The organism is Cyanobium sp. A1C-AMD (assembly GCF_024346495.1).
Taxonomy (GTDB): Bacteria; Cyanobacteriota; Cyanobacteriia; order PCC-6307; family Cyanobiaceae; genus Cyanobium_A; species Cyanobium_A usitatum.
Genome location: NZ_JAGQDB010000001.1, coordinates 1 through 26,228, shown reverse-complemented (window position 1 = coordinate 26,228; position 26,228 = coordinate 1). Strand labels below are relative to the sequence as shown.

At 62.9% G+C, this 26,228-nt stretch carries 23 protein-coding genes and 1 tRNA gene; 10 read left to right on the top strand and 14 right to left on the bottom strand.

The features are described 5' to 3' along the window. Window positions 1–16: 16 nt before the first annotated feature. The 4 genes from KBY74_RS00120 to KBY74_RS00105 form a co-directional block, all read right to left on the bottom strand. Window positions 17–406 (bottom strand): DUF1257 domain-containing protein, encoded by a 390-nt coding sequence (locus tag KBY74_RS00120; RefSeq protein WP_254940952.1) that lies wholly within the window; start codon window positions 404–406, stop codon window positions 17–19. A gap of 23 nt (window positions 407–429) precedes the next feature. After that, window positions 430–633, bottom strand: coding sequence for a DUF2997 domain-containing protein (locus KBY74_RS00115; protein WP_254940951.1), 204 nt, complete (start codon window positions 631–633; stop codon window positions 430–432). 49 nt (window positions 634–682) lie between these two features. Beyond that, window positions 683–1,438 carry a HEAT repeat domain-containing protein gene (locus KBY74_RS00110; RefSeq protein ID WP_254941030.1) on the bottom strand — a complete coding sequence of 252 codons (756 nt, stop codon included), beginning with the start codon at window positions 1,436–1,438 and terminating at the stop codon, window positions 683–685. 96 nt (window positions 1,439–1,534) lie between these two features. Beyond that, entirely contained in the window at window positions 1,535–1,660 is a 126-nt protein-coding gene (locus KBY74_RS00105; RefSeq protein WP_254931229.1) for a hypothetical protein, read from the bottom strand. Between the two features lie 67 nt (window positions 1,661–1,727). Between KBY74_RS00105 and KBY74_RS00100 the strand changes: the two genes are divergently transcribed. Then, window positions 1,728–2,999, top strand: a complete 1,272-nt coding sequence (locus tag KBY74_RS00100) for an AmpG family muropeptide MFS transporter (protein WP_254940950.1) — start codon at window positions 1,728–1,730, stop codon at window positions 2,997–2,999. 12 nt (window positions 3,000–3,011) lie between these two features. On the opposite strand, the gene rlmN is transcribed toward KBY74_RS00100, so the two are convergent. The 7 genes from rlmN to rpsT all read right to left on the bottom strand — a co-directional run bounded on the left by rlmN (window position 3,012) and on the right by rpsT (window position 15,093). Continuing rightward, window positions 3,012–4,106, bottom strand: coding sequence for a 23S rRNA (adenine(2503)-C(2))-methyltransferase RlmN (gene rlmN / locus KBY74_RS00095; RefSeq protein ID WP_254940949.1), 1,095 nt, complete (start codon window positions 4,104–4,106; stop codon window positions 3,012–3,014). Then, on the bottom strand, window positions 4,103–4,276 hold the full coding sequence (locus tag KBY74_RS00090) for a chlorophyll a/b-binding protein (protein ID WP_254940948.1): 174 nt from the start codon (window positions 4,274–4,276) through the stop codon (window positions 4,103–4,105). Before KBY74_RS00090 ends, rlmN begins: the two co-directional genes overlap by 4 nt. Next, window positions 4,269–8,384, bottom strand: a complete 4,116-nt coding sequence (locus KBY74_RS00085; RefSeq protein WP_254940947.1) for a DNA-directed RNA polymerase subunit beta' — start codon at window positions 8,382–8,384, stop codon at window positions 4,269–4,271. Before KBY74_RS00085 ends, KBY74_RS00090 begins: the two co-directional genes overlap by 8 nt. Before the next feature lie 70 nt (window positions 8,385–8,454). Next, the gene (locus tag KBY74_RS00080) at window positions 8,455–10,359 is read right to left on the bottom strand and encodes a DNA-directed RNA polymerase subunit gamma (protein WP_254940946.1); all 1,905 of its coding nucleotides are present in this window, start codon (window positions 10,357–10,359) and stop codon (window positions 8,455–8,457) included. An 83-nt stretch (window positions 10,360–10,442) separates the two neighbouring features. Then, the gene (gene rpoB / locus KBY74_RS00075; RefSeq protein WP_254940945.1) at window positions 10,443–13,733 is read right to left on the bottom strand and encodes a DNA-directed RNA polymerase subunit beta; all 3,291 of its coding nucleotides are present in this window, start codon (window positions 13,731–13,733) and stop codon (window positions 10,443–10,445) included. Between the two features lie 212 nt (window positions 13,734–13,945). Further along, window positions 13,946–14,767, bottom strand: coding sequence for a TatD family hydrolase (locus KBY74_RS00070; protein ID WP_254941029.1), 822 nt, complete (start codon window positions 14,765–14,767; stop codon window positions 13,946–13,948). A 17-nt stretch (window positions 14,768–14,784) separates the two neighbouring features. Then, on the bottom strand, window positions 14,785–15,093 hold the full coding sequence (gene rpsT / locus KBY74_RS00065; RefSeq protein ID WP_254940944.1) for a 30S ribosomal protein S20: 309 nt from the start codon (window positions 15,091–15,093) through the stop codon (window positions 14,785–14,787). A gap of 120 nt (window positions 15,094–15,213) precedes the next feature. Here rpsT and hisD point away from each other — a divergent pair, with 120 nt between their 5' ends. Both hisD and KBY74_RS00055 read left to right on the top strand, forming a co-directional pair. Further along, a complete protein-coding gene (hisD, locus tag KBY74_RS00060; RefSeq protein ID WP_396123044.1) occupies window positions 15,214–16,530 on the top strand; it encodes a histidinol dehydrogenase in 1,317 nt (438 codons plus the stop codon). A 21-nt stretch (window positions 16,531–16,551) separates the two neighbouring features. Continuing rightward, the gene (locus KBY74_RS00055; RefSeq protein WP_254940943.1) at window positions 16,552–17,013 is read left to right on the top strand and encodes a secondary thiamine-phosphate synthase enzyme YjbQ; all 462 of its coding nucleotides are present in this window, start codon (window positions 16,552–16,554) and stop codon (window positions 17,011–17,013) included. 3 nt (window positions 17,014–17,016) lie between these two features. On the opposite strand, the gene rpiA is transcribed toward KBY74_RS00055, so the two are convergent. After that, window positions 17,017–17,730, bottom strand: a complete 714-nt coding sequence (rpiA, locus tag KBY74_RS00050) for a ribose-5-phosphate isomerase RpiA (protein WP_254940942.1) — start codon at window positions 17,728–17,730, stop codon at window positions 17,017–17,019. Window positions 17,731–17,766: 36 nt separating this feature from the next. Then, on the bottom strand, window positions 17,767–18,924 hold the full coding sequence (locus KBY74_RS00045) for a trypsin-like peptidase domain-containing protein (RefSeq protein ID WP_396123043.1): 1,158 nt from the start codon (window positions 18,922–18,924) through the stop codon (window positions 17,767–17,769). 118 nt (window positions 18,925–19,042) lie between these two features. Here KBY74_RS00045 and KBY74_RS00040 point away from each other — a divergent pair, with 118 nt between their 5' ends. From KBY74_RS00040 to KBY74_RS00015, 6 genes are all read left to right on the top strand, one after another. After that, window positions 19,043–19,321 carry a hypothetical protein gene (locus KBY74_RS00040; protein WP_254940941.1) on the top strand — a complete coding sequence of 93 codons (279 nt, stop codon included), beginning with the start codon at window positions 19,043–19,045 and terminating at the stop codon, window positions 19,319–19,321. 183 nt (window positions 19,322–19,504) lie between these two features. Next, window positions 19,505–19,978, top strand: a complete 474-nt coding sequence (gene rimP, locus KBY74_RS00035) for a ribosome maturation factor RimP (RefSeq protein ID WP_254940940.1) — start codon at window positions 19,505–19,507, stop codon at window positions 19,976–19,978. Between the two features lie 31 nt (window positions 19,979–20,009). Further along, entirely contained in the window at window positions 20,010–21,398 is a 1,389-nt protein-coding gene (gene nusA, locus KBY74_RS00030) for a transcription termination factor NusA (protein WP_254940939.1), read from the top strand. Next, window positions 21,395–21,673 (top strand): YlxR family protein, encoded by a 279-nt coding sequence (locus KBY74_RS00025; RefSeq protein WP_106502372.1) that lies wholly within the window; start codon window positions 21,395–21,397, stop codon window positions 21,671–21,673. The genes nusA and KBY74_RS00025 overlap by 4 nt, the downstream gene beginning before the upstream one ends. 83 nt (window positions 21,674–21,756) lie before the next feature. Beyond that, window positions 21,757–25,179 (top strand): translation initiation factor IF-2, encoded by a 3,423-nt coding sequence (infB, locus tag KBY74_RS00020; protein WP_254940938.1) that lies wholly within the window; start codon window positions 21,757–21,759, stop codon window positions 25,177–25,179. A 5-nt stretch (window positions 25,180–25,184) separates the two neighbouring features. Further along, a complete protein-coding gene (locus KBY74_RS00015; RefSeq protein WP_254940937.1) occupies window positions 25,185–25,904 on the top strand; it encodes a low-complexity tail membrane protein in 720 nt (239 codons plus the stop codon). On the opposite strand, the gene KBY74_RS00010 is transcribed toward KBY74_RS00015, so the two are convergent. Further along, window positions 25,821–26,075, bottom strand: coding sequence for a DUF3493 domain-containing protein (locus KBY74_RS00010; protein WP_254940936.1), 255 nt, complete (start codon window positions 26,073–26,075; stop codon window positions 25,821–25,823). The two genes, KBY74_RS00015 and KBY74_RS00010, sit on opposite strands and share 84 nt — an antisense overlap. A 51-nt stretch (window positions 26,076–26,126) precedes the next feature. Between KBY74_RS00010 and KBY74_RS00005 the strand changes: the two genes are divergently transcribed. Further along, a tRNA-Thr gene (locus KBY74_RS00005) sits at window positions 26,127–26,198 on the top strand. Window positions 26,199–26,228: the final 30 nt, after the last annotated feature.

The window sequence follows — 26,228 nt, the reverse complement described above, 5'->3', positions numbered from 1 at the left end:
GGGTGAGCTCCCGGATCTAGGCCCAACGGGTAACCACCAATTCAATGGAGCCGTCTTGCTGCTGGGCTTGCTCGCTCACCTGGAAACCCTCCTCAGCCGTGGCGGCCAGGATGCTGCGCAGGGCATATCGCTGATTGAGCTGGGCCAAGAAGCGCTCCACCGGCACGGCCTGATTCCAGAGGTCGAGATCGGTAACCAGCTCATAGCTACCGGTTTCAGGATTGAGGCGAAAACCGATATCAGCGCCATTGGCCTGGGCCACAGCCAGCTGGGCCTCCACGGTTTGGCCGCGATAACCGCGCACCATCAAACTGCCCTGCCTTGGGCCATGGCCCAGATCCTCGAGAGCCTCGAGCAAGGTCTGGCGATCACGGAGCTCGGTCTTGATGGTGCTGAAGTGCGACATCGATCTAGGAAGAGGTAATCGGTTCAGGAGAGGGACTGGACCTGGCTTTGCTGGGCCTGTTGCTCGCAGAGAAATGCCTCAGCCGTTGACCGGCGCTGCTGCACAACTCCAAGCCTGGCCTCAATGCGCTCAGTGAGCTGCTCGCACGCCATGCCATTCAGCCCTTCCACCAGCTCATCGACGCGCCCATCGGGGTGGATTCGATAACAGATGGTGAGCTGTTCCATCCCACGCTGGAAAGATTTGAAGATGTTAACCAGGAAATCCAGCTCCCGTTCAGCTGAGCAACCCCTCCTCCACCAGGGTCTGCAGACGCTCCAACACCTCCGGCTGCTCGAGCTGCTCAAGGGCCAGCCGGGCCTCATCGCGCACACCCGATTCGAAATCGTTGAGCATGGCGTGCAACAGGGACTCAACCACCAGCTGCTGCCGGGGCTCCACCAGCTCGCCGAAGAGGCGACCGAGGGCCCAGGCGCTGTTGCTGCGCACCGCCGGCTCACTGTCGATGCGCATGCTGAGCAACAGTTGGGCCGCAGCTGGATCGGCCTTTGCCGGCCCGGTGCAGCCCGCCTCAGCCAGGGAGCTGGCAGCCCAGAGGCGCACCGCGGAGATATCCACCTGCAGGGAGCGGATTAGGGGATTGAGGATGGGAGCGTCGGGGTAGTTGCCCAGGCTCCAGGCCACGGCCTTGCGCACGTAGCCGTTGTCATCTGAGACCAGCAGGCCCAGCAGGGGCTCAACCGCCTGGGGGCTGGGGTTGCGGCCCAAGGCGTAGACCGCGCTCATCCGCAGGATCGGGCAGCTCTCCGTCAGCAGCGGGAGCAGCAGGGGCAGGGCCCGGGGATCACGGTGTTCACAAAAAATGCGCAAACCCTGCATGCACTGCCCGTGGCTGTCTGCCCCTGCATCGCCCCGCAACAACGCCAAGCCCAGATCGCACTCGGCCGCCACATCACTGGCCGTTGGATCACTGCTATCAAGATCGTCGAGCGGATCACCGCGCAGCTCTTCTGCCAGCTCCTGAGCCAGCATCTCGGGGTCGAGGTACAGCTCCTGGGGACTGCCACCGAAGGGAATCTCCCCACCGGAGGGCTGATCGGACTGGGGAGAAACGCTCACAACGTTGAATCAGCCAATCGGGGCGGGGGCCGCCATGTCACCTGGCAACCAGATGCGGGCGCTCACGGCAAACAGGGCCAGACCAAACAACACCACAATCGCGGCCGGCAGCAGGGTGGAGCGAAAAAATTGCACAGCCGAGGCGTTTGCGAGTGCTGGCTTCCATCATCGCCCCTAGGGTTCGCCGAATTACGCCTATGTGATGGCAGATAAGAGTTCCGGCAGCTGGCGGCGTCTAACAGCTGTGACCGCCGAGGGAGTAGCCAGCGGCACCCCGCTGATGGTGGGCAGCAAGTTGCTGCAGGGCTGGCTCACCGCTAGCGGAGTTCCTCTTGCCCTCATTGGCCTGATCCCGCTAGCTGAGCTGCCTTACACCCTCAAGCTTTTCTGGGCGCCACTTTTAGACCGCTGGCCGATCGCCTGGCCCGATCGCCGCCGCGGCTGGCTGCTGCTGATGCAGCTAATCCTGGTGCCAGTGATTGCGGCGATGGCCCTGCTACAACCCAGCACTAATCCAGCCAGCCTCACCACCATCGGCATCGCGGCCCTGGTGCTGGCCGTCTGCAGTGCCACCCAGGACATCGCTGTCGACGCATATCGCACCGACCTCCTGCCCGAGGCGGAGCGGGGGCCAGGTGCTGCCGGAGCCACCCTCGGCTACCGGGCCGCCATGCTCGCGGTGGGTGCCGGTGGCTTCCTGCTGGCTGATCGCTTTGGCTGGCCTGCCGCCTTTATTGCCGCCGCAGCTCTGCTGGCGGCCGTAGTGCCCTTCACCATCTGGGCCCCGGCCCTGCAACCGGTGCAACACCCGGTCACGAGCCTGCGGCAGGCGGTGCTTGGTCCAACGCGGGAGTTCCTGTTCCGGGCGGGACCAAACCGGGCCTGGCAGTTGCTGCTGCTGGTGCTGCTCTACCGCTGGCCCGATGGCCTACTGAACGCCATGGCCATCCCCTTCCTGAAATTGCAGGGGTTCAGCGATGCCCAGATCGGCTTGGTGCAGGGGGGCTGGGCGATTGCCGCCACCATGGCCGGCACCGTGATTGGCGGCGTGCTGTTTGCCCGGATCGGCATGAACCGCTCCCTGTGGTTGTTCGCAATCGCCGGCGTTTGCGGCAACCTCACCTATTGGGCCTTGGCCCAGTTCAATTGGGGCTTCGGCGGGCTGATCGCCGCCGTGAGCCTGGAGAACCTGAGCGGAGGCATGGTGGGCGCGGTGTTTGTGGCGCTGCTGATGAGCCTCTGCAACCCGCGCTTTTCGGCCACCCAGTACGCCCTACTTTCCGGCATCTACGCCCTCAGCCGCTCGCTGCTGTCGGCCCCGGCCGGCGTGGTGGCCGGCAACGTGGGCTGGCCCATGTTTTTCCTGGCTACGGCCGCTGCCGCCATACCCGCTTTTCTGCTGATGCTGCAGCTCACCCCCTGGGGGGAAAAGGAAGCACGCGGCGCCTTCGATCCCAGCCTCGACGCCACCTGATCAAGCTCTAGCTCACGCCGGCTCCAGGCTGCCCTCGAGCCGGCGACGCAGTTGGCCGCAAGCTGCATCGGCATCGAGGCCGCGGCTAGCCCGCACACTGACAGCCACGTGGCGATCGATCAGGGCCTGTCGAAACGCTTCCACTGCGCCAGGAGCCGGACGCTGGAATTCCTCCTCGGCAATTGGGTTGTAAGCGATCAGATTCACATGACTCTGGAAGCCACGCAGGAGCCGCGAAAGGGCCTCCGCATGGCGGGGCTGGTCGTTTAGCCCGCCCAGCAGGATGTATTCAAAACTCACCCGCCGGCCGGTGAGCTCAACGTAGTGACGGCAATCGGCCAGCAGCGCCTCCAGGGGATAGGCATGGGCCGTGGGGATCAGCTCCTCCCGTAGCTGCTGGTCAGGGGCATGCAGGCTCACCGCCAAGGTGAACTGGGCCCGACCCAGCCGCTCTAGGGCCTGCTCCGCCAAGGTGGGCAGGCTTTTGGGCACCCCCACGGTGCTCACCGTGATCTGGCGCTGGGCCATACCGAGATCGGTGCAGAGGCAATCGATCGCTGCCAGCACCGCCTCGCTGTTGAGCAAGGGCTCACCCATACCCATAAACACCACGTGACTGGGGCGCTGGTCCATCACCTCACGCACGCTCAGCACCTGATCAACGATCTCGTGGACCGCCAGGGAGCGCTGCAGCCCCCCTTTACCAGTGGCGCAAAAGCGACAGGCCATCGGGCAGCCCACCTGGCTGCTCACACACACCGTGAGCCTGCCTTCGGCGGGGATGCCCACGGTCTCGAGGCTGAGGCCGTCGTGAGTACCCAGCAATAGTTTTGTGGTGCCATCGCGGGCGACGCTGCGGTGCAGCTCCTTCGAGCGACCGATCCAGTCGGAGGCACCACTGGGGGGCTGGCCAGCCAGCCGGTCCCGGAAAGCCTTTGGCAGCACCGTTACCTGGTCGAGGCTGCGGGCTCCCTTGGCGTAAAGCCAGTCGTGCAGCTGACGGCCGCGGAAGGCGGCTTGACCGTGGCCAACAGCCCACTGCTCCAGGGCCGGCAAACCCATCCCCAGCAGGGGAGTGGCTAGCTGCTCAGCGGGCGATGTGCTCAAGGCCAGATAAGCAAGCCGTGGCCCAGCTTCCACTCCGCCACCAGCAGGGCAATAAAACCAAGCATGGCCATGCGGCCATTGAGCAGCTCGGTGTGGGTGTGGAAGCCAAATCGGGGCAACCGGCGCTGGGGCACCGGCGTATTAAGGCTGGTGCGGACGGAATCACTCATCGGTGAGCAGACCCTCTTCCTGTAGGCCCTCGAGGGCAGCGGGATCAGCGATCAGCTCCTCCTCCAGACCCTCCTCAACGGATGGCCTGGTAAATGCTGCCGTGCCGCTGGCGCTGGCTTCGATGCCATGGCGGCTGCGAGTTGCCTCAAGATCCTCATCGGAGGGATCATCCAGCACGGCCATCGACGCCGCCGGGGCAGGCATCTCGACTGTGTAATCGGGACGCAGATTCTGCATACGGCGATAGCCCATGGCCTCCTCTTCGAGGATGTCGGGATGGGGGCCCGCCTCTGCCCGCAGCTCCTCTTCGAAGCCGCTGAAGCCAGTACCAGCAGGGATCAGGCGGCCGATGATCACGTTCTCCTTGAGACCGCGCAGCCAGTCGCTCTTGCCTTCAATCGCCGCCTCAGTCAGCACCCGGGTGGTCTCCTGGAAGGAGGCAGCCGAGATAAAGCTGTCGGTGTTGAGCGAAGCCTTAGTGATACCAAGCAGCACCGGTGTGAACTCGGCGGGTGCGCCACCGGTGATTGCCATGGCGCTATTGACCTGCTCCACTTGGCGCAGCTCGATTAGCTCACCGGGCAGCAGCGTGGTGTCCCCGGCATCCTCGATGCGCACCTTGCTGGTCATCTGGCGCACGATCACTTCGATGTGCTTGTCGCTAATAGCAACTCCCTGGCTCTTGTAGACGTTCTGCACCTCCGTGACCATCCGGAACTGCAACTTGGAGATCGCCTCCTGGGCCGCGTCCATGGTGGGCTTGCGGCTGCGCAGATCTTCGAAGAAGCACTCCAGCAACTCGTGGGGATTGATCGGGCCGTCGGTGAGCGATTCACCGGCATGCACCTGCTGGCTATCACTCACCATCACGTTGCGACCCAACAGGATTGGGTACTCGGTGATGGCATCGTCGTGCTCGATAACCGAGACGGTTATCGAGTCATCGTCATCACCCTGCTTGATCTGCACGGTGCCACTCTTGCGGCAGAGAATTGTGGATTCCCGCGGACGGCGGGCCTCCAGCAGCTCCTCGATACGGGGCAGACCCTGCACGATGTCGCCTGTCTTTTGACGTTCGAACACCAGCAGGGCTAGGGCGTCACCGCGCTGCACCAACTCGCCATCACGCACGTGCAGCACGGAGTCGGGCGAAACCATGTAGGGGCGACCGAGGCGAATCGTGAGGGTGCTGCCGTTGATGGCCTCCACCTGACCGCAGCAAGGGGCTTCGACCCCTTCCGCCAGCCGGTCCCCATCGACGATGCGCTGCTCAACCCCAACCTCACACTTGGCCAAACCAAGCTCAATGTTGCGGGTGTCGCCATCGCGCTCCACGATCAAACGGCGAATTGGCTCGCCATCGACCTGATCGGGCAGCTGAACCACTCCATCCTCCTTGCAGAGGATCTGGGTGGTGGCCACCACATCGCCGCGCTTCACAGCAATGCCGTCCTCCACCTGGAGATCGGTGTGGGTGGAGCCGTGGCTGGCATCGGAGAGGGTGTCGCGACGCACAAGCAGGGTTTCCAAAATCGTGAGCTGCAGGCGCTCAATCGTCTTAGCCCGCTTATCAGACACCGCTTCCACATCCACCGTCATCTGGGGAGTGGTGTCGATGGTTTCCAGGATTAGCTGGGTGCGCAGCAGTTCCACTCCATCAACGCTCTTGATCAGCTCGCCGTCCTTAAAGGCCAGGCGTTGGGTGGCCTTGAGATTCAAAGAGGGGCCGCCAGACTGCTTAACCGCGCCCAATTCGGGCAGGTGGGCAGCATCTGGGATGGCGTACTCCTCAACCGGACGCAGCAGCAGGGCCCCACCGTCGGGAGTTTCAACTGACTCAACAAACAGAATCGCCTCTGCCTTAAGACCCTTGGCGATCTCCTCGCCAGGAGTAACCATCTTGCCGTCAGCAAATTTGCTGATGGTTTTGCTATCGGAAACCAGGTGCAGAGTGCCTGAGCGCACAATGATTTCCCGAAGAATGTCGTTCTTCTGGGTCACCGTGACGATGCCTGCGGTCTGGCTGAAGATGTCCTTCACCACCTCGGTGCCGGCCTCAATCCACTGGCCGTCCTCAATCATCAACAGGGAAATATCCTTGTTGATCTCGTGGGTTTCCTGGGGGATCCACAGCAGGGTGCCGCCCTTGCTCACCTCGTAGCCGTTCTTGGCGCTACGGGCTTTCTTGATCGAAAGGCCAGGGGCAAACTTGACGGTGCCTCCGGTCTGGGTGCGGAAGCGGTCGTCGGCGAGCTCCGCGATCACCTCACCATTAGCGATCTTGCTGCCCGGAGCGGTATTGAGGCGGTAGCGAATGTTGTCCTTGCCCTCGAGGTGCCAGATCTCGCCGGAGTGGGTGGATTCACCAACCAACTTGCAGTCTTTGAGGGTGAGACTGGAGGTAACAATTTGTACCTCGCGGGAGTCACCGGCGCTATCGCGCAGGCGCACGGCGCCGCCGTACTCGCTCACCAGGCGGCTTTCGGCCAGCACTTCTCCGGTGGTGACGGCCTTGTTGCCGCCCACCACTGGCAGGGCATTGGGGGGCAGGTTGTAAACGTCTCCGCTGAACACCCACATCCGGCCCAGGCGCTGGGCCTTGAGGGTGATGTTGCCTTGGCGGTCGGTGACCTCCTTGGGCTGGATCGCATCCTCGTAGCGAACCTGACCGGCCAGGTCGCAGATCACGTCCTTGGTGGCCTTCTCAATGCTCTTTTTAACCGTCACGCCAGCAGCGATCTGGGCCAGGATCGTATCTCCGGGCACGGTGTCGCCATCAGCGACAAACAGGATCGAGCCGCTAATAATATCGAGCTTTTGCAGCTTGCCCTTACCCGTGGGCTTAACGCTGAGGGTGAAGTCTGTTTCGGCTAGCTGGGCCTCCACACCGTGGGGGGTGCGGAAGGGGCGCACCCGAGCCTTGGGCCCGAATTCGACCGTGCCATCTACCAATGAGCGCACCACGCCGGATTCGGCCGTGGACACACCACCGGTGTGGAAAGTCCGCATCGTGAGCTGAGTGCCGGGTTCACCGATCGACTGGGCGGCGACGATGCCGACGGCTTCGCCCAGATCTACCAGCTGGTTGTGGGCTAGGGCCCAGCCGTAGCACTTACGGCACACCGAGCGGGAGGCTTCGCAGGTGAGCGGCGAACGCACCTTCACTGTTTTCACACCACCTGCCTCGATCCGGCGAGCCAGGATCGGATCGATCTCACCATCGCGATCAACAATGATTTCGCCGTCCTCTGCCACCACGGGCTCGGCTGCTAAGCGGCCGATCAACCTGGAACCAAACCTGCCTTTCTCATCGGCATCGATAGGAATGCTGCGGGTTGTACCGCAGTCGTCTTCCCGCACGATCACGTCCTGGGCTACGTCTACCAAGCGACGGGTGAGGTAGCCGGAGTCGGCTGTACGCAGAGCGGTGTCCACCAAACCCTTGCGGGCGCCGTAGGAGGAGATCACGTATTCGGTGACCGTCAGACCCTCACGGAAGTTAGTGCGAATCGGCAAGTCAATGATTTCCCCCTGGGGGTTGGCCATCAAGCCGCGCATGCCCACTAGCTGGCGCACCTGGGACATATTCCCCCGGGCGCCGGAGTTAGCCATCATCCAAACCGAGTTGAGTGGATCGTTCTCGTTGAAGTTGCGGCGAACCGCAGCCACGAGCCGTTCGTTGGTTTCGGTCCAGGTGTCGATCACCTTGGTGTGACGCTCAACCTCGGTGATCTCACCAAGTCGGTAGCGCTCTTCGGTTTCAGTGATCTGCTCCTCGGCTTCAGCCAGCAGGGCAGCTTTGTCACCAGGAATTCGCAGGTCGTCGACGGAGATCGAAACGGCGGCCTGGGTGGCGTAGTGGAAGCCGAGATCCTTGAGCTCATCAGCCAGTGAGGCCGTAGCAGCCGTGCCGTGGTGCTTGTAGGCCCAAGCGACCAGATTGCGCAGCGCCTTCTTGTCGATGATGCGGTTGCGGAAGGGTGGCGCCTGCTTGCTAAGCGCCTTACTCGCCTTTAGTGCTGCAGCAGCTGCAATTTCGAGAGCGGCTGCCTCGGCGGCCTTCTTGGCGCTCTTCTTGGTGGTTTTCTTAGCGGGTGTGGCTGTCATGGCTGCGCGCAGTTGATAGACGTAAGAGGAAGGAAAACGGAAACCCGGAACCTTGAATCCGGAACGGCCGTCAGGTCGCAGCCACGGCGTCGATGATCGTGTGGTTGATCACGACGCGACCCACGGTGGTGAGCAGGTAGCGGCTGATAAGGGCGCCATCTTCATCAAAGCGATCGCGGCGGAACAGCCACTGCTCAATGCGAGTGCCGTCGCTGAGGGTTTCTTCTTTTTGGGGCTGCTTGTCCTCGTCGTCGTTCTCCACCTCGCCGTTGAAACGCACCCAGATCCAATCGTGGAGGTGAAGGTGCTTCTCCTCAAAGGCATCGATCACATCGTCGAGGTTGGCGAAGGTATTGGCCCGGTCGCCAAATTCAGGCTTGATGGCTCCAGGCTTTTCGGCCGTGAGGTAGTAAGCACCAAGAACCATGTCCTGGGAAGGGGTGATGATCGGCTCGCCAGTGGCAGGCGAAAGGATGTTGTTGCTAGCCAGCATCAACATGCGGGCCTCAGTTTGAGCTTCGATCGCCAGCGGCACGTGCACGGCCATCTGGTCACCGTCAAAGTCGGCGTTAAAGGCCGGACACACCAGTGGGTGCAGCTGGATGGCGCGACCATCAACAAGTTTCGGCTCAAAGGCCTGGATGCCAAGACGGTGCAGGGTCGGAGCTCGGTTCAGCAGGATCGGGTGACCTTCGATCACCTCCTGAAGCACCTGCATCACTTCATCGTCGGCGCGCTGAATCAACTTCTTAGCGGCCTTGATGTTGTTGACGATGTTCTGGCGGATCAGGCGATGAATCACGAACGGCTGGAACAACTCGATCGCCATCTCCTTAGGCAGGCCGCACTGGTGCATCTTCAGCTTCGGACCCACCACGATCACGGAACGACCGGAGTAGTCGACCCGCTTACCAAGCAGGTTTTGACGGAAGCGACCCTGCTTGCCCTCGATGATGTCGCTCAGCGACTTCAGAGCTCGGTTGTTGGCCCCCACCACGGTGCGACCACGGCGTCCGTTGTCGATTAGGGCGTCTACCGCCTCCTGCAGCATCCGCTTCTCGTTGCGAACGATGATTTCAGGAGCCAGGATCTCCTGCAAACGGGCCAACCGGTTGTTCCGGTTGATGACGCGGCGGTAGAGATCGTTGAGGTCTGAGGTGGCGAAGCGGCCGCCATCAAGCTGCACCATCGGGCGCAGGTCGGGCGGAATCACCGGGATCACATCGAGCACCATCCAGTCGGGACGGGCACCAGTGGCGATGAAGTTGTCGATCACGCGCAGACGCTTGATTAGCTTGGCGCGCTTTTGCCCCTTGCTGGCGGCAATGTCCCCACGCAGCTGCTCGGCGGTCTCGTTGAGTTCAAGATCTTCCAGCAGTTGCTTCAACGCCTCGGCGCCGATGCCCACTACGGGCTCATTCTCAATATCCGAATCCTCGGCGTAGATCTGGTCCTCGATCTCCAGCCACTCATCTTCCGTAAGAAGTTGCTTGTAGGTGAGGTCCTTGTGGTCGCCCGGGTCGAGCACCACGTAGCAGTTGAAGTAAACAATCTGCTCCACATCCCGCAGAGGCATGTCGAGCAGGATCGCTACGTAGCTGGGAATGCCCTTGAGATACCAAACGTGGGATACGGGGGCAGCCAGCTTGATGAAACCCATGCGGTGACGGCGCACCCGGCTCTCCGTCACCTCCACACCACAGCGCTCGCAGACGATGCCGCGATGGCGCACCCTTTTGTACTTGCCGCAGTGGCACTCCCAGTCCTTGGACGGGCCAAAGATCTTCTCGCAGAAGAGCCCGTCCATCTCGGGCTTCAGCGTGCGGTAATTGATGGTTTCGGGCTTTGTTACCTCACCCACCACTTGACCGTTGGGCAGCGTGCGCTGCCCCCACTGCATGATCCGCTCCGGCGACGCCAAGGTGATCTTGACGTAGTCGAAGTGGTTTTCAGTGCGGAGGTTGCTGTTGGACATCGGCTTGCAGCTCGCGGAGATCGAGAAAGGAATGGGAGGCACGGCTTCGCCCGCTGGAGGAGCGATCCGCGATCAATCAGCGATCAGTCGTCGTCATAGTCCGCGACGCCGAGGGATTCGTAGGTGGGGCGGCTGGGGGTACTGCGGCGGGGGTTGACGTCCTGCATCAGATCCACTTCTTCGCCGGCGTCGGTATAGACGGCGATGTCTAGACCCAGCGACTGAAGCTCGCGCATCAGAACCTTGAACGACTCCGGCGTGCCAGGACGGGGAATCGGCTTGCCTTTAACGATGGCGTTGAGGGCCTCGTTGCGGCCCTGCATGTCATCGGACTTGACGGTGAGCAGTTCCTGGAGGGTGTAGGCGGCGCCATAGGCCTCAAGAGCCCAGACCTCCATCTCACCGAGACGCTGGCCGCCCTGCTGGGCCTTGCCGCCCAGGGGCTGCTGGGTAACCAGGGAGTAGGGGCCGGTGGACCGGGCGTGGATCTTGTCATCCACCAGGTGTACCAGCTTAAGGATGTGGGCGTACCCAACAGTCACTGGCTGGTCAAAAGGCTCACCGCTGCGGCCGTCGATCAACTGAATCTTGCCTGGGTTATCGGGGTTGTAGACCCATTCCTTGCCGGGCAATTTGGCAGCTTCCTCGAGGTAAGCCTGAACGGTTTGTTTCGACTTTTCAGCGCCGTGCATCTCGTCAAATGGCACCACCTTGACCCGGCAGTCGAGGTGGGAAGACGCCCAACCCATCAGGCACTCGAACACCTGGCCCACATTCATGCGGCTCGGTACCCCTAGGGGGTTGAGCACGATATCGATGGGGGTGCCATCGGGCAGGTAGGGCATGTCCTGCTGGGGCAGGATCCGGCTGATGATGCCTTTGTTGCCGTGGCGGCCAGCCATTTTGTCGCCAACCTGAATCTTGCGACGCTGGGCCACATAGACCCGCACAACCATGTTGGCGCCGGGCGGCAGTTCGTCGCCCTGCTCGCGGGTATAAATGCGCACGTCCACAACCCGACCCCTTTCAGTACCCGGCACTCGCAGGGAGTTGTCACGCACGTCGCGGGCCTTCTCGCCGAAGATTGCACGCAGCAGCTTCTCTTCGGGGGGTTGGTCGGATTCACCCTTGGGGGTCACCTTGCCCACGAGGATGTCGCCGCTCTCGACATAAGCGCCGATGCGGATAATTCCCATCTCGTCGAGGTGGCCCAGGCTCTCCTCGGCCACATTAGGAATTTCTCGCGTGATCTCCTCAGGCCCAAGCTTGGTCTGACGGGCTTCGATCTCGTACTTCTCGATGTGAACCGAGGTGTATAGATCGTCATGCACGAGACGATCGCTCAGCAGGATCGCGTCCTCATAGTTGTAGCCCTCCCAGGGCATGTAGGCGATCAGCACATTTTGCCCCAGGGCGATCTCGCCGCCCTCGCAGGCAGAACCATCGGCCAGCACTTGACCGGCAATCACCGGATCGCCCTGGCGGACGATTGGACGCTGGTTGAGGCAGGTGTCCTGGTTGGAGCGTTGGTACTTCTGTAGGTGGTGCACATGGTCGGTGCCCTGCTCATCGCGAATCACGATGGCTGTGGCATCGACAAAGGTGACCGTGCCATTGACCCGGGTGATCGGCACCATGCCGGAGTCGCGGGCCACCTGGGTTTCCAGACCGGTACCCACCAAGGGACGCTCTGGCCGCAGCAGGGGCACGGCCTGGCGCTGCATGTTCGATCCCATTAGGGCCCGGTTGGCGTCGTCATGCTCCAGGAAGGGGATCAAGGAGGTAGCTACCGAGATCACCTGCACCGGCGAAAGCTGGACGTAATCGACCTGCTCAGGGGGCACCTTCTCAAAGTCCTGGCGATAGCGCACAGGCACCAGATCTGCGGTGATGTAGCCATCGGAATTGGTGGGCACGTCGCCAGGGGCTACGCGGCACTCATCCTCGAGATCAGCAGAAATGTAGATGGGATCACCGGTCTTATGGACGATGCCCTCTTCCACCCTCCAGAACGGCGTCTCGATGAAGCCGTACTCATTGACTCGAGCGTGGGTGGCTAAGGAGCCGATCAGGCCGGCGTTCGGTCCTTCCGGTGTCTCGATCGGGCAGATGCGCCCGTAGTGGGAAGGGTGGATGTCGCGAACCGCAAAGCCGGCCCGTTCGCGGGTCAAACCGCCTGGGCCCAAGGCGCTGATCCGGCGCTTGTGGGTTAGCTCCGCCAGCGGGTTGGTCTGGTCCATGAACTGACTCAGCTGGCTGGAGCCAAAGAACTCCTTGATCGCCGCCACTAGGGGCTTGGGGTTCACCAGCTGGGCAGGGGTAAGCGATTCGGTTTCACCGACCGTCATGCGCTCTTTGATGATGCGCTCGAGCCGGTTGAGACCGACCCGCACCTGGTTTTGCAGCAGCTCTCCCACTGAGCGCACCCGGCGATTGCCGAGGTGGTCGATGTCATCGAGGCTGGCGCCGCCCACATCGAGCTCGAGATTGATCAAGTAGTCGATAGTGCTGAGCACGTCCTCAGGGGTGAGGGTGCGCACCGCATCGGGGATGGTGAGGCGCAGCTTTTTATTGATCTTGTAACGACCGACGCGACCTAGGTCGTAGCGCTTGGCATCGAAGAAGCGGCTGTGCAGCAGGGTCTGGCCACCGCTGACAGAGGGAGGCTCACCTGGACGAAGCTTTTTGTAGAGCTCAAGGAGAGCTTGATCTTCGGAAGAAATGCCCTCGTCGTTGGCCGACTCGATCGACTTCTGGTAATACTCGGGATGGCGAAGTTTATCGAGCACGTCGTTGTCAGACAGGCCGATAGCACGCATTAACACGTGGGCGTTGATCTTGCGAGTCTTGTCGACACGAACGTGCAGCAGGTCGTTTTTATCAGTTTCAAACTTCAACCAGGCACCCCGGTTGGGGATCAGGCTGGCATTGAAGGTTTTACGGCCGTTTTTATCCTGCTCGTCCTTGAAATAGACGCCAGGTGAACGCACAATCTGGTTGACGATCACCCGCTCGGCACCGTTGATGATGAAGGTGCCTCGCTCGGTCATCAAGGGCAGCTCGCCAATGAAAACCTCTTGCTCCTTGATCTCCCCTGTCTCCTTATTAACCAGGCGACAGGTGACATACATCTGGGATGCAAAGGTCGCGTCACGACGCTTTGCTTCTTCAACATCGTGACGCGGGCGCTTCAGGCGGTACTCGCTACCGATGAAGTGCAGCTCAAGCTTGCCGGTGTAGTCAGTAATCGGCGAAAAGCTCTCGAGCTCTTCGATCAGGCCCTTCTCCAGGAACCATTTGAAGCTCGCGCGCTGCACCTCCACCAAATCGGGGAGGTAAGTGGCGGTCTTGGCGACCTGGATCGCGCTGCTCATGCGGTGAACCTGCAGGAACGGGTGGATAAGGACTGGGCAGTGGAACGCACCTGATGCCGATCACCGCTGACTTGAATGCTCCGCAACCGCCCACACGAACAGCCGCTCCCCTCGTAGGGAACGGCCGCCCGCGGGGGCATGCTCAACGGGGTCGCTTCAAGAATGCAGACGTCGACAACAAGCAGCGCTTCCGCTTCCAGACCAATAAAACATTATACATTGTGAAGTGGCAGTCCGAACAGCCTTGCCGCGTTGGAAGTGCTGGTATTAGCCACTTCTGCGAGGGTTTGCCCACGCAAATCGGCGACCCGGGCTGCCACCGCCGCCACAAAAGCCGGTTCGTTGCGCTTGCCGCGGCGGGGCACCGGCGCCAAGAAGGGGCAATCGGTTTCCACTAGGTAGCGATCGGCAGGCACGTGGCGGGCGCAGGCATGGGTGGCTTCCGCCTTGGGAAAAGTCACCGTGCCGCTAAAGCTGATGAAGAAACCGAGCTCTAAGAAACCAGCCATCTCTCCAGGATCTCCGCCCCAGCAATGCATCACCCCGCGAGGGCAGCCACCTAGGGAGGCCCGTTGCCTCAGCAAGGTCAACATCGGCTCGGCAGCGTCGCGGCAATGGACGATCACAGGCAGGTCTAGCTCCACTGCCAAATCAAGCTGGGGCTCGAGCATGGCCAGTTGGGCAGCCAGATTCTGCTCACGGAACAGATCCAGGCCGAGTTCTCCGATCGCCACAACCCGGCTATCAGCCTGGGCGGCTTGACGCAAAATCTCTGGCGTGTCGGGCTGCCAATGCTCGGTATCGAGCGGATGGACCCCTACGGAATAACGCAACTCTTCAAAACGATCTGCCAAGGCGCGAATCGCTGGAATTTCCCCAGGCTCAACGCAGGCATGGACCAGGGAACGAACTCCAGCATCGCGCCAGCGCTGGGCCACTTCCTCCAGATCGTCGTCGAAATTGCGAAAAACGATGTGGCAGTGGCTGTCAACCAAAACGGGCAAACCCGATTCGGTCGATGCTGGCGAGGCAATCACGGACGGGACCTGGTTCAGGCTTGGGAGGCTGCGGCCGGCGCGGTCACCTGCTTCACAGCAGCACTGATGCGCGACTTCTGGTTGGCTCCGGTGTTGCGGTGAAGCACACCCACCTTCACAGCCTTATCAATCTTGCTGAAAGCAGCGTTCATGGTGGTTTGAACAGCTGTCTTGGCGTCTTCACCAGGGGTCTGGGAGTAGGCGCTGCAAGCGGTGAAGCAGCGCTTCATCAAGGTGCGCAGGGCCGACTTGTAGGTGCGGTTGCGAAGACGGTTGCGCTCAGCAACCTCAATGCGCTTCTTCGATGAGGTGTTATTGGCCACAGGCGGACGGACGCTGGATCAGAGAAGGTAGATCCTACCGCCAGGCCCTCCTAAGGACCCTCACCGCCTGCAAGAGCTGTGCCGGCCTAACTTGACAATCTTGTAACCCTGAACCTTTCCGTGGTCGCAACGCCTGTTGCCCTATCGATCAGCTGCCTGCGCGATGACGGTTCAAACGCCGCCGCTGATCGACTGGGAACCATCGCTGAACGCACCAGTGGCGGGCGCCTGCGCGAAGAGATGGTTCGGGTCGAGGAGATCCTCTCCAGGGTGCAAGCGGAAGGCGATGCCGCCTTGATGGAGCTCACCGAACGCTTTGATGGCGTGCGCCCCGATCCCCTGCGGATTCCGCCACAGCGGCTGGCTGACGCCTGGCAAGCCACACCGGAGTCCCTGAAGGACGCACTGCGCCTGGCGCACCAGCGAATCCTCGCTTTCCACCAGCATCAACTGCCGACCGACCTGGCCGTCACCGGTCCCCATGGCGAACTGTTGGGCCGGCGCTGGCGGCCGGTGCAGCGGGCCGGCCTCTACGTGCCTGGGGGACGGGCTTCGTACCCCAGCACCGTGCTGATGAATGCGGTGCCGGCACGGGTAGCAGGGGTGCAGCGGCTCGTGATGGTGACACCCCCAGGCCCCGGCGGCGAGCCCCATGAAACCGTGCTGGCGGCCGCCCACCTGGCCGGGGTCGAGGAGGTGTATCGGGTTGGGGGCGCCCAGGCGATCGGCGCCCTTGCCTTCGGTACCGCCACCATTCCCCGGGTCGACGTGATCAGCGGCCCTGGCAACCTTTACGTGACCCTGGCCAAAAAAGCGGTCTACGGACGGGTGGCAATCGATTCGCTGGCAGGTCCAAGTGAGGTGCTGGTGATCGCCGACCACAGCGCCAGGGCAGACCAAGTAGCCGCCGACCTGCTGGCCCAGGCCGAGCATGACCCCCTGGCCGCCGCCATCCTGCTGACCACCAGCCCGGAGCTGGCCGCCGCCATGCCAGCAGCCCTGGAGGCCCAGCTTGAAAACCACCCCAGGGCTGAAATCACCCGCACCGCCCTCAACGACTGGGGGCTGATCGTGCTCTGCGACAGCCTTGGCCGCGCCGCCCAACTCAGCGACTGCTTCGCCCCCGAACATCTGGAGCTGCTGGTGGAAGACCCCGAAATCCTGGCCGAACAAATCCAGCACGCCGGCGCCATCTTTATGGGTCCATACACCCCCGAGGCCGTCGGCGACTACCTAGCGGGCCCCAACCACACCCTGCCCACCGCGGGCACGGCCCGCTTCGCCGGGGCCCTCAGCGTGGAGACCTTTATGCGCCACACCAGCCTGATCCGCTTTAACCGGGAGGCCCTGGAGGCCACCGGGTCCGCGGTGATCACCCTGGCCGAAAGCGAGGGGCTCCACAGTCACGCCGAGTCCGTCAAGCGCAGGCTGAACTGAGATGGGGGAGTTTGCCTCGCCATGGTGACGTTTCACTCCACCCGGCTGGAACGCACCACCACGGCCAACATCAGCTGCGACGACATCAGCGCCGACCTGCAAGCCTTCGTGGATGCCACCGGGATCCGCAATGGTCTGCTGGTGGCCGCCGGCCAGCACACCACCACCGCCCTGGTAGTGAACGAGGCCGAGGAACGGTTGCTGGGCGACATCGAGCGCCATTTCCTGGCCCTGACGCCCCCCGACCGGGCTTACGCCCACAACGACCTGCATCTGCGTCCGGGCATTCCCGCCGATGAACCGCGCAACGCCCATGCCCACCTGATCGCCCTGAAGCTGGGCAACCACCTCACCCTGCCGGTCGTGGACGGCCGCTTGGGCCTGGGCCGCTACCAGGCCGTGCTGCTGGTGGAATTGGATGGCCCCCGTCAGCGCCAGGTGCTGCTGCAGCTGTGCGGAGACGGGAGCGGGGTTGGGGGCTGAGCCTCAGCGCTTGACCAGATCCCGCACCCGGGGCTCGCCATCAACGATCTCGCCCACCAGCACCTGGTCGGTGATGTTCACGAATAGGCCGTTCTCCAACACGCCCGGCAAGTTGTTGATCGCCGCCTCCAGTTCCGCCGGATCGCTGATACCAGCGGCGAATTTCACATCCAACACGAGATTGCCCTGGTCGGTGACCACCGGACCCGCCTTCTTTACGGCCATGCGCAACTGGGCATCGCCACCCATCGCTGCTAGCTGGGCCTGCACCTGACGCCAGGCACCAGGCAGGACCTCTACGGGCAACAGAAAGCTGAGATTCAAGGTGTCGACGAGCTTGGTGGAATCCACCACCACCACAAAGCGCTCGGCCCGCACTGCTACCAATTTCTCCTGAACGTGGCAGGCACCACCGCCCTTGATCAATTGAAAAGCGGGATCCACCTCATCTGCGCCATCAATTGCAAGATCGATGCGCTCAATTGCATTAAGGCTCTTGAGCGGAATGCCGAGCTCAGCTGCCAGCACCTCGCCTTGGAAGGAGGTGGTGACACCCACCACGTCGCTGAGTTCACCGCTTTTGAGCTTGGCGCCGAGGGCCTGGATCATTAGGGCTGCGGTAGAGCCAGAACCCAGGCCGACCACCATGCCGCTCTGGATCTGCTCAGTGGCCGCAGCAGCCACTGCCTGCTTCATCCGGTCCTGCAGATCCGACATCAAATATTCCTGAATCGGCCGCGACCGTAGCAGTGCTCAACCGGAGTGGGGCAAGGCCGCCGGCTTGATCATCAGGCTGAGTTCGCGTTGACCCCGAACCACCGTGAGCGCCAGGGGCTCACCAACGCTGCTGCGCTCAACACGCTCCAGCAGGCTGGCCGGATCGGGCACGGGCTGGTCTGCCACAGCCACCACCAGGTCACCGCGGCGTAGGCCAGCCGTTTCCGCCGGACTAGCGGGCAGCACCCGTTGCACTAAGGCACCATCACGCTCTGGCAGCTGCAGCAGAGCCTCGGGATCACGATTGTTGTCCCGTGCGCGGCGGGCAGTGAGCGGCACCAGCTGCAAGCCCAGATAGGGGTGGATCACCTGGCCGCCGCTGCTGAGCTGGCTGGCCACACCTCGGGCCAAGTTGATAGGGATCGCAAATCCCAACCCTGCGCCTGGTCCAGAGCGGACCAGGGTATTGATACCGATCACCTCGCCACTGGCGTTGATCAGCGGACCACCTGAATTGCCTGGATTGATGGCCGCATCGGTTTGGATCAGATCGAGCCGCTTGTCGGAGAAACCCAGGCTGTTGATGTTGCGGTGCAGGCTAGAAACGATGCCCAGGGTCACGGTGCGCTCAAGCCCATAGGGGCTGCCCATGGCTATGGCCCAATCGCCCACCTCCAGGGCCTCGGAGTCGCCCAGACGGGCGGAGCGCAAATCCCGCGGGCCGGAGATTTTGACCACGGCCAGATCGGTAACCGAATCGGCGCCCACCACCGCACCGTCCACATGGCGACCATCGGCCAAGGTGACCTCAACGCTGTCGACCTGATCGACCACGTGGGCGTTAGTGAGAACCAGGCCCTTGGCTGCATCGATTACGACGCCAGACCCCTGACCCCGCTCCCGCATGCTGCCGGAGGGATCGCCGAATAGATCGCGAAGCAAGGGATCTAGCAGGGCGGGGTCAAAGGCTTGGCGAGCCACCTCGCGCTCGGTGTCGATCCGCACCACCGCTGGCGCCACTGCCCGAGCTGCCTCGGCCACAAAGCTGTGGGGAATGGCCTGGGCAATGGGATCGACCGCAGGGTCCAGAGCTAGGGCAGGAGCGCTGAAAGATCCAAGTCCCAGGACTAAGCCGAGGCCGACCGTCAAAACCAGCCTGACTAGGGACAAGCTCGCCCCCAACACCCAATTCATCGACATTCTTTGAAGCATGGCTATGAGGCTAGGGAGCCCATCAAGACGGCAGGGAATGGGGATAGGGGCAGGCAGGCTGTTGCAACGGCCTAAATTGAATCGAGATCGGACAGCGGCAATGGCAGAAATTCCCCCCGGCACGCGTCAGCAATGCAGCCTTTGCCAGGTGGAAATCCAGGGCATGGTTGGCGGCAACGACTTAGTCCACTTCAGCCAGGGAGGCCCCGGCACCCGGGCAAAGCTCTGGGCACGGGTATGCCAATACCTGCGGACCGGCGAGCAGCAGGCCCAGTGCCTAAATCAGGACGCCAGCCAAAGGGGCACCGTCCAACAAAGCGATTACTTCGCCGAAGCCCCGATCATCGAAATACCGCCGGCGGCGGCGCCTGGCCCCTGAGCCGTCCATCCCCTAGGGTGAATGCTTGCCCGGCGGGCATACCCTCTAGTCACGGTTTGGCGCCTCGCTGAGCATTCAGCGCTTCGCTAAGGGTTCAGTTTTTTACTGAACAGCTGTGGTTTGCAGGGCAGTTTTAGTACTGCACAAGCCGGCGGGCCGCCTGCCCCCAGCTTCCCCGCCCCATTGCCCCACCCTCTCCTGCCAGATCTGGAGCGCCTAGCCCAAGCGGCTGTGGTTGCTACTGGCTTTGAGCTCAAAGGAGTACATGTCTTCACCCATCGCATCCCCATGACGGTGCAGGTGCTGGTGCAGCGAGCTGATGGCAGTGACATAAACCTGGATGAGTGCGCTTCCCTTAGTGCACCGCTGGCCGAGGCGATCGAGGCAGCCGAGCTGCTTGGTGATGCTTATGTGCTGGAGGTCAGCAGCCCTGGCGTCAGCGACGACCTGCGCGACGATCGGGATTTCCGCTCATTTCGCGGATTTCCCGTTGTCGTGCTCTGCCGTGACAACCAAGGGCTCGATGTACAGCGCGAAGGGCTCCTCCTAGAGCGCGATGCGACGGATGTTCACATCAACATCCGCGGCCGCACTCAGCGCATCCCCCGAGACTCCGTGATCAGCGTCTGCCTGGTCACCCCATCCGAGTCCGACTGACCTTTCCCTGACCATTTCTCACCCCTGATCCATGGCCCTGGTTCTGCTCCCCGGTCTGAATAACCTGATCGAGGACATCAGCGACGAGAAGAAACTTGCGCCCGCCGTGGTGGAGGCTGCCCTGCGGGAAGCCCTGCTCAAGGGCTACGAGCGCTACCGCCGCACCCTCTACCTCGGGATCAGCGAAGACCCCTTCGAAGAGGACTACTTCTCCAACTTCGATGTGGGTTTGGACCTGGAGGAGGAGGGATACCGAGTTCTGGCCTCGAAAATAATTGTTGAGGAAGTTGAGAGCGAAGACCACCAGATCGCCCTTGCCGAAGTGCAGCAGGTTGCCGATGACGCCCAGATCGGCGACACGGTGGTGCTTGATGTCACCCCGGAGAAAGAAGACTTCGGCCGCATGGCCGCCGCCACCACCAAGCAGGTGCTGGCTCAGAAGCTGCGTGACCAGCAGCGCCGCATGATCCAGGAGGAGTTCGCCGACCTGGAAGACCCCGTGCTCACCGCTCGGGTGATCCGCTTCGAGCGCCAAAGCGTGATCATGGCCGTGAGTTCTGGCCTGGGTCGTCCCGAGGTCGAGGCCGAGCTGCCCCGCCGCGACCAGCTACCGAACGACAACTACAGGGCAAATGCCACCTTCAAAGTGTTCCTCAAGGAAGTGAGCGAGGTGGCGCGGCGCGGCCCCCAGCTATTCGTGAGTCGCTCCAACGCGGGCCTGGTGGTCTATTTGTTCGAAAATGAAGTTCCCGAGATCCAGGAGGGTTCGGTCCGAATCGTCGCCGTAGCCAGGGAAGCCAATCCCCCTTCCCGCTCAGTCGGCCCGCGCACCAAGGTGGCCGTCGACTCAGTGGAGCGCGAAGTTGATCCAGTGGGTGCCTGCATTGGCGCCCGCGGCTCCCGCATTCAGCAAGTGGTCAACGAGCTGCGTGGCGAGAAAATTGACGTGATTCGCTGGTCGCCCGACCCGGGCCAGTACATCGCCAACTCTCTCAGCCCGGCAAGGGTTGAGATGGTGCGCCTGGTCGACCCTGAAGGCCAGCACGCCCACGTGCTGGTTCCCTCCGATCAGCTCAGCCTCGCCATTGGCCGCGAAGGCCAGAACGTGCGTCTAGCCGCCCGACTTACCGGCTGGAAGCTCGACATCAAAAACGCCGGCGAATACGACCAGTCCTCGGAAGATGCGGTGGTAGCTGAGCTGATTGCCCAGCGGCAAGAGGAGGAGGCTCTTCAGGCCGAAGCCGAAGCCCGCCTCGAAATCGAACAGGCCGCCCGGGCCGAGGAGGATGCCCGTTTGCGGGAGCTATATCCGCTGCCAGAAGACGAAGCCGGTTACTACGAGGAAGAGGAGGTGGCCGAGGCCGAATATGAGCCCGCTCCAGAAGAGGCGCCCCAGGCAACCGAGGCAGAGGCCCGGTGAGTCGCCGTGCCGTGCTTCGGCGCTGCGTTGCCTGCCGCGCGCTGCTGGATCGCCAGCAGCTTTGGCGGGTAATTCGGCTGGCCGAAGGGGGACTCGGGTTGGATCAGGGCATGGGCCGTTCGGCCTATCTCTGCCCCAACCAGGCGTGTCTAGAAGAGGCGAAACGACGTAAGCGTCTGCAGCGGGCCCTGCGCTGCCAGGTTGCAGATGCAATTGTCGAAACGCTGGAAAAGCGCCTGACCCCAGGCGCCGATCTCGCCTCTGAGGCAAGATGAACATTGGCCGCAGCGCGCGTGCGGCCTGGTGTGCCCCTCGGCCCCGCATGGCGGCCCTTGGGCCCCGACCCATGGAGACCTGAATGACCAGCAGCGGCAAAGTCAGAATTTATGAGCTGTCCCGGGACTTAGGCCTGGAGAACAAGGACGTGCTCGACGCCGCCGAGAAGCTGGGGGTTGCGGCTAAGAGCCATAGCAGCTCTATCAGCGACGACGAAGCGACACGGATTCGCTCCTTGATCGAGGGCGGCTCGAACGGCAGCAAGGCGGCGGCGCCGGCCTCTGCAGCTCCACCGAAAGCGATCCTCTCCGTCAAAAAGGCTGAGACAACCGCTGTCCCATCGCCCGCCCCTCCCCAACCAGCCACCAGCCCCCGGCCGGTCGCTCCGGCGGCAGCCAAGCCGGTCATGCCACCGGCCCGCCCTGCCGCAGCTCCTGCGGGTAAGCCAGCCCAGCCCAACAAGCCGCCCTTGGCAAGCAAGCCACCCCTGGCCTCCAAGCCACTAGTGGTTGCCAAGCCACAAGTCGTCGCCAAACCTCAGCTGGTCTCTAAGCAGCCAGAGGCTGCAAAACAGCCTGAGCTTGTAAAAGCACCAGAAGCTGTCAAACAGCCGGCGGCTGCCAGCAAGCCCATTTTGGTGAGCAAGCCACCGGCACCTAGCAAGCCGCCGGCACCAGCCAGGCCCGCCGCTGCCTCACCCAGCAAGCCTGCCTCACCCAGCAAGCCTGCCTCACCCAGCAAGCCCGCTGCGCCCAGCAAGCCTGTGGTGATTGCATCCAAACCAGCTCGCCCCGCCACCCCAGCCCCGTCCCGCCCGGCCCCTGCAGCTCCGGCACCAGCTGCGAGCCGCAAACCGGAATTGCCGATGCGGCCAGCGCCCGGCAAGCCCCAGCTGGTGGGTAGGCCCATCAGCACCCCTGCGGGCACCACCAGCAGCCGCCCGGCTCCGCCTGCAGGCAGGGCGCCTCTGAGTCAGCGTCCCGCCAGCCCCCAACGCGCTGGCGTGCCAGCTCCAACCCGTCCCGGCCAGCCTGGAGCTGGGGGCCGTCCTGGTCCAACCCCACTGGAGCTTGTCGGCAAGCCGATTCGCCGCGATAGCGCAGCCCCTGGAGCACCTACTGGCCTGGGAGCTCCCGGTCGCCCGGCTGCACCTGGCCGTCCGGGTATGCCAGCCGGCATGCGCAAGCCCATGGCTCCTGGCGAGCTGATGCAGCTCCAGAAGCCCTCCGGCCGCCCCACAGCTCCGCCGCCGCGGCGCCCCGGCGACCGCAGCGAAGCCCCAGCAGGTGCACCCAGCAGCCCAGGCGGCACCCCTGAACTGGTGCGACCTAGCGCAACCCCGCCAGCAGCCCCCAGAAGGCCTGGCTTCCGGGCGCCAACTCCCGCTGGTGCAGCAGGACGCCCCCGTCGCCCTGACTGGGATGACAGCGCCAAACTTGAGGCCCTGCGCAGCCGCACGCCGCAAAAGCAGCGCACCAAGGTTCACATCATCGGCGAAAACGATGATGCGCTCACGGCTGAAACCGGTGGCTACGCCGGTGAACAGGAGGCCTATGTGTTGCAGGCCAGCCTGGCCCGCCCGGCCAAGCCCCGCACCGCACCCGCCCCTGCCGCAAAGCCCATGGCGGCGATGCGCAAGCGCAAGAAGGAAACCACCCGCCAGCGGCAGCGGCGCCGGGCCATGGAACTGCGGGCAACCCGCGAGGCCAAGTCTGTTCGGCCCGAAATGCTGATCGTGCCGGAGGGCAACCTCACCGTGCAGGAGCTGGCCGAAAAGCTCGGCGTCGAAAGCTCCGAGATCATCAAGAGCCTCTTCTTCAAGGGCGTCATCGCCACGGTGACCCAGAGCCTTGATCTCTCCACAATCGAAGCGGTGGCCGAGGAATTCGGCGTACCGGTACTCGAAGACGACGTCGAGGCAGCGGCCGCCAAGACAGTCGAGATGATCGAGGAAAGCGATCGCGCCCACCTGATCCGTCGCCCACCCGTGGTGACCGTGATGGGCCACGTCGACCACGGCAAGACCAGCCTGCTGGACGCAATCCGCAAAACAAGGGTGGCCGCGGGCGAAGCCGGCGGCATCACCCAGCACATCGGCGCCTATCAAGTGGAGATCCCCCACGCAGGCGAACAACGCAAGATCACCTTCCTGGACACCCCTGGCCACGAGGCATTCACTGCCATGCGGGCCCGCGGCACCAAGGTCACAGACGTGGCTGTGCTGGTGGTGGCAGCCGATGATGGTGTTCGGCCCCAGACCCTGGAAGCCATAAGCCATGCCCGGGCCGCCAAGGTGCCGATCGTGGTGGCGATCAACAAGATCGACAAGGAAGGCGCCTCCCCCGACCGGGTCAAACAGGAGCTCTCCGGCCTCGAACTGGTGGCTGAAGACTGGGGTGGCGACACGGTGATGGTGCCTGTGAGCGCCCTCAAGGGTGAGAACGTCGACAAATTGCTGGAGATGATCCTGCTGGTCACCGAGGTGGAAGACCTCCAGGCCAACCCGGACCGCATGGCTCGGGGCACCGTTATCGAGGCTCACCTCGACAAGGCCAAGGGCCCTGTTGCCACCTTGCTAATTCAGAACGGCACCCTCAAAGCTGGTGACGTGCTGGCGGCCGGCCCGGTACTGGGCAAGGTGCGAGCCATGGTGGATGACACCGGCAAGCGGGTTAAGGAGGCAGGTCCTTCCTATGCCGTTGAAGCCCTCGGCTTCAGCGAAGTCCCAACCGCTGGCGACGAATTTGAGGTCTATCCAGATGAGAAGACCGCCCGCTCGGTGGTGGGCGACCGCGCCAACGAGGCACGGGCCACCCGTCTTGCCCAGCAAATGGCTTCACGCCGGGTTTCCCTGGCCTCGATGTCGGGCCAGGCCAGCGAGGGCGAGCTCAAGGAGCTCAACTTGATCCTCAAAGCTGACGTTCAGGGCTCCGTGGAAGCAATTCTCGGCTCCCTGGAGCAGCTCCCTCAGGGCGAGGTGCAGGTGCGGGTTCTGCTCTCCGCACCGGGCGAGATCACCGAAACCGACGTCGATCTAGCCGCCGCCTCCGGCGCCGTGATCGTTGGCTTCAACACCTCAATGGCCCCTGGCGCCAAACGCGCCTCCGATGCCACCGGCGTCGACGTGCGCGACTACGACGTCATCTACAAGCTGCTGGAAGACATCCAGATGGCTATGGAAGGCCTGCTAGAGCCGGAGTTGGTGGAGGAGTCCCTCGGCGAAGCCGAGGTGCGCGCCGTATTCACCATTGGCCGCAGTGCCGTGGCTGGTTGCTATGTGACCAGCGGCAAGCTGCAACGCAACTGCAAAGTGCGGGTGTGGCGCGGCAAGGAGAAGGTGTTCGAGGGCGACCTCGACTCCCTGCGTCGCAACAAGGACGACGTCAAGGAAGTTGCTACCGGCTTCGAGTGCGGCATCGGCACCGACCGCTACACCGGCTGGCAGGAAGGGGATCGGGTGGAGGCGTTCAAACTGGCCACCCAGCGCCGAACCCTCACCATCTGACCTCCGTGAACCCCCGCAGCGAGCCCCTGCTCTGGCTCCAGCTGGTAGCCCTTGGGGCCTTGCCACTGGAGCTTTTGGGGTTGGTACTTGTGCTGGCGGGTGCTGATCCTGGCCCCCTGCCTGGGCTGGAGCGGTTACTGGCCTGGGCAATCGGCGCCCTAGGGCCAGCCATCCTGCTCTGGCAGCGCCCAGCCGACGTTTGGTCTTTGCTGGTAATCAAGGTACCAATCAAAGCCAGGAGCGGGGCCCAGCTCAGCTTGGCGGCACTGCAGAGCAGCCTGGTGCTCAAGCTCCTGATGGGAGCTGGCGCTGCAGCCCTGCTGCCCCTTTTTTGGTGGATAGACCAGCACGCCGCCCTAGCTACGCCGCTCTCCCCACTGGCCGCCAGCCCTCGCTTCGTGGGTCTGCTGGTGGCCTGCCCGCTGCTAGCAGTAATCACCTGGCAGTGGCAACAGCTGATCCAGGCAAGCGCCCTGCTAATCCGCAACCCCGCCACGCTCCCTGAGCGTCCATCCCTGAGCCTGCAGCAGCTCGTCAGCCAGCGAATGTCCCTAGGGCTGCCCCTGTTGCTGCTGAACCCGCTTCTGACCACCCAGCCGGCTGCTCCAGCGGCAGAGGCTCTCGTCCAACCTGAAGCGTCTTCAGTCGCCGACGCGGTTGCGATCCAACCAGATGAGACTGCCGAACAAGCTGAGCGCACCGACCTGGATCAGCAGGTCAGTTGAGGCAACTTCAGCTCCGCTTGCCAATCGCATTGCCATCGTGGCTAACCCCACAGCACCAGAAGCGGCCAAGGCCACCCAGAGACCGCGCCGCAGACCACGCCAGGGGGTACGAGCTTCCTGGAGCAACCTCGCCTTAAGGGCTGGATCAATTGAATCTGGCTTGGATCCCATCACTTACCCGTCCCATCAAGGCCAACCCCTGAATGCTAATTTCATTGAGCTGCCGGTGTAGCTCAGGGGTAGAGCAACTGATTCGTAATCAGTAGGTCGTCGGTTCAAATCCGATCACCGGCTTAAGAAATAAAATCAATAGTGACAGCCTGA

Excerpts from the sequence above, each read along its gene's own strand:
- KBY74_RS00120 (WP_254940952.1), bottom strand. The coding sequence starts at position 406 with ATGTCGCACTTCAGCACCATCAAGACCGAGCTCCGTGATCGCCAGACC.
- KBY74_RS00115 (WP_254940951.1), bottom strand. The coding sequence starts at position 633 with ATGGAACAGCTCACCATCTGTTATCGAATCCACCCCGATGGGCGCGTC.
- KBY74_RS00110 (WP_254941030.1), bottom strand. The coding sequence starts at position 1,438 with ATGCTGGCTCAGGAGCTGGCAGAAGAGCTGCGCGGTGATCCGCTCGAC.
- KBY74_RS00100 (WP_254940950.1), top strand. The coding sequence starts at position 1,728 with ATGGCAGATAAGAGTTCCGGCAGCTGGCGGCGTCTAACAGCTGTGACC.
- KBY74_RS00090 (WP_254940948.1), bottom strand. The coding sequence starts at position 4,276 with ATGAGTGATTCCGTCCGCACCAGCCTTAATACGCCGGTGCCCCAGCGC.
- KBY74_RS00085 (WP_254940947.1), bottom strand. The coding sequence starts at position 8,384 with ATGACAGCCACACCCGCTAAGAAAACCACCAAGAAGAGCGCCAAGAAG.
- KBY74_RS00080 (WP_254940946.1), bottom strand. The coding sequence starts at position 10,359 with ATGTCCAACAGCAACCTCCGCACTGAAAACCACTTCGACTACGTCAAG.
- rpoB (WP_254940945.1), bottom strand. The coding sequence starts at position 13,733 with ATGAGCAGCGCGATCCAGGTCGCCAAGACCGCCACTTACCTCCCCGAT.
- KBY74_RS00055 (WP_254940943.1), top strand. The coding sequence starts at position 16,552 with ATGGTGACGTTTCACTCCACCCGGCTGGAACGCACCACCACGGCCAAC.
- rpiA (WP_254940942.1), bottom strand. The coding sequence starts at position 17,730 with ATGTCGGATCTGCAGGACCGGATGAAGCAGGCAGTGGCTGCTGCGGCC.
- KBY74_RS00045 (WP_396123043.1), bottom strand. The coding sequence starts at position 18,924 with ATGAATTGGGTGTTGGGGGCGAGCTTGTCCCTAGTCAGGCTGGTTTTG.
- KBY74_RS00040 (WP_254940941.1), top strand. The coding sequence starts at position 19,043 with ATGGCAGAAATTCCCCCCGGCACGCGTCAGCAATGCAGCCTTTGCCAG.
- nusA (WP_254940939.1), top strand. The coding sequence starts at position 20,010 with ATGGCCCTGGTTCTGCTCCCCGGTCTGAATAACCTGATCGAGGACATC.
- infB (WP_254940938.1), top strand. The coding sequence starts at position 21,757 with ATGACCAGCAGCGGCAAAGTCAGAATTTATGAGCTGTCCCGGGACTTA.
- KBY74_RS00010 (WP_254940936.1), bottom strand. The coding sequence starts at position 26,075 with ATGGGATCCAAGCCAGATTCAATTGATCCAGCCCTTAAGGCGAGGTTG.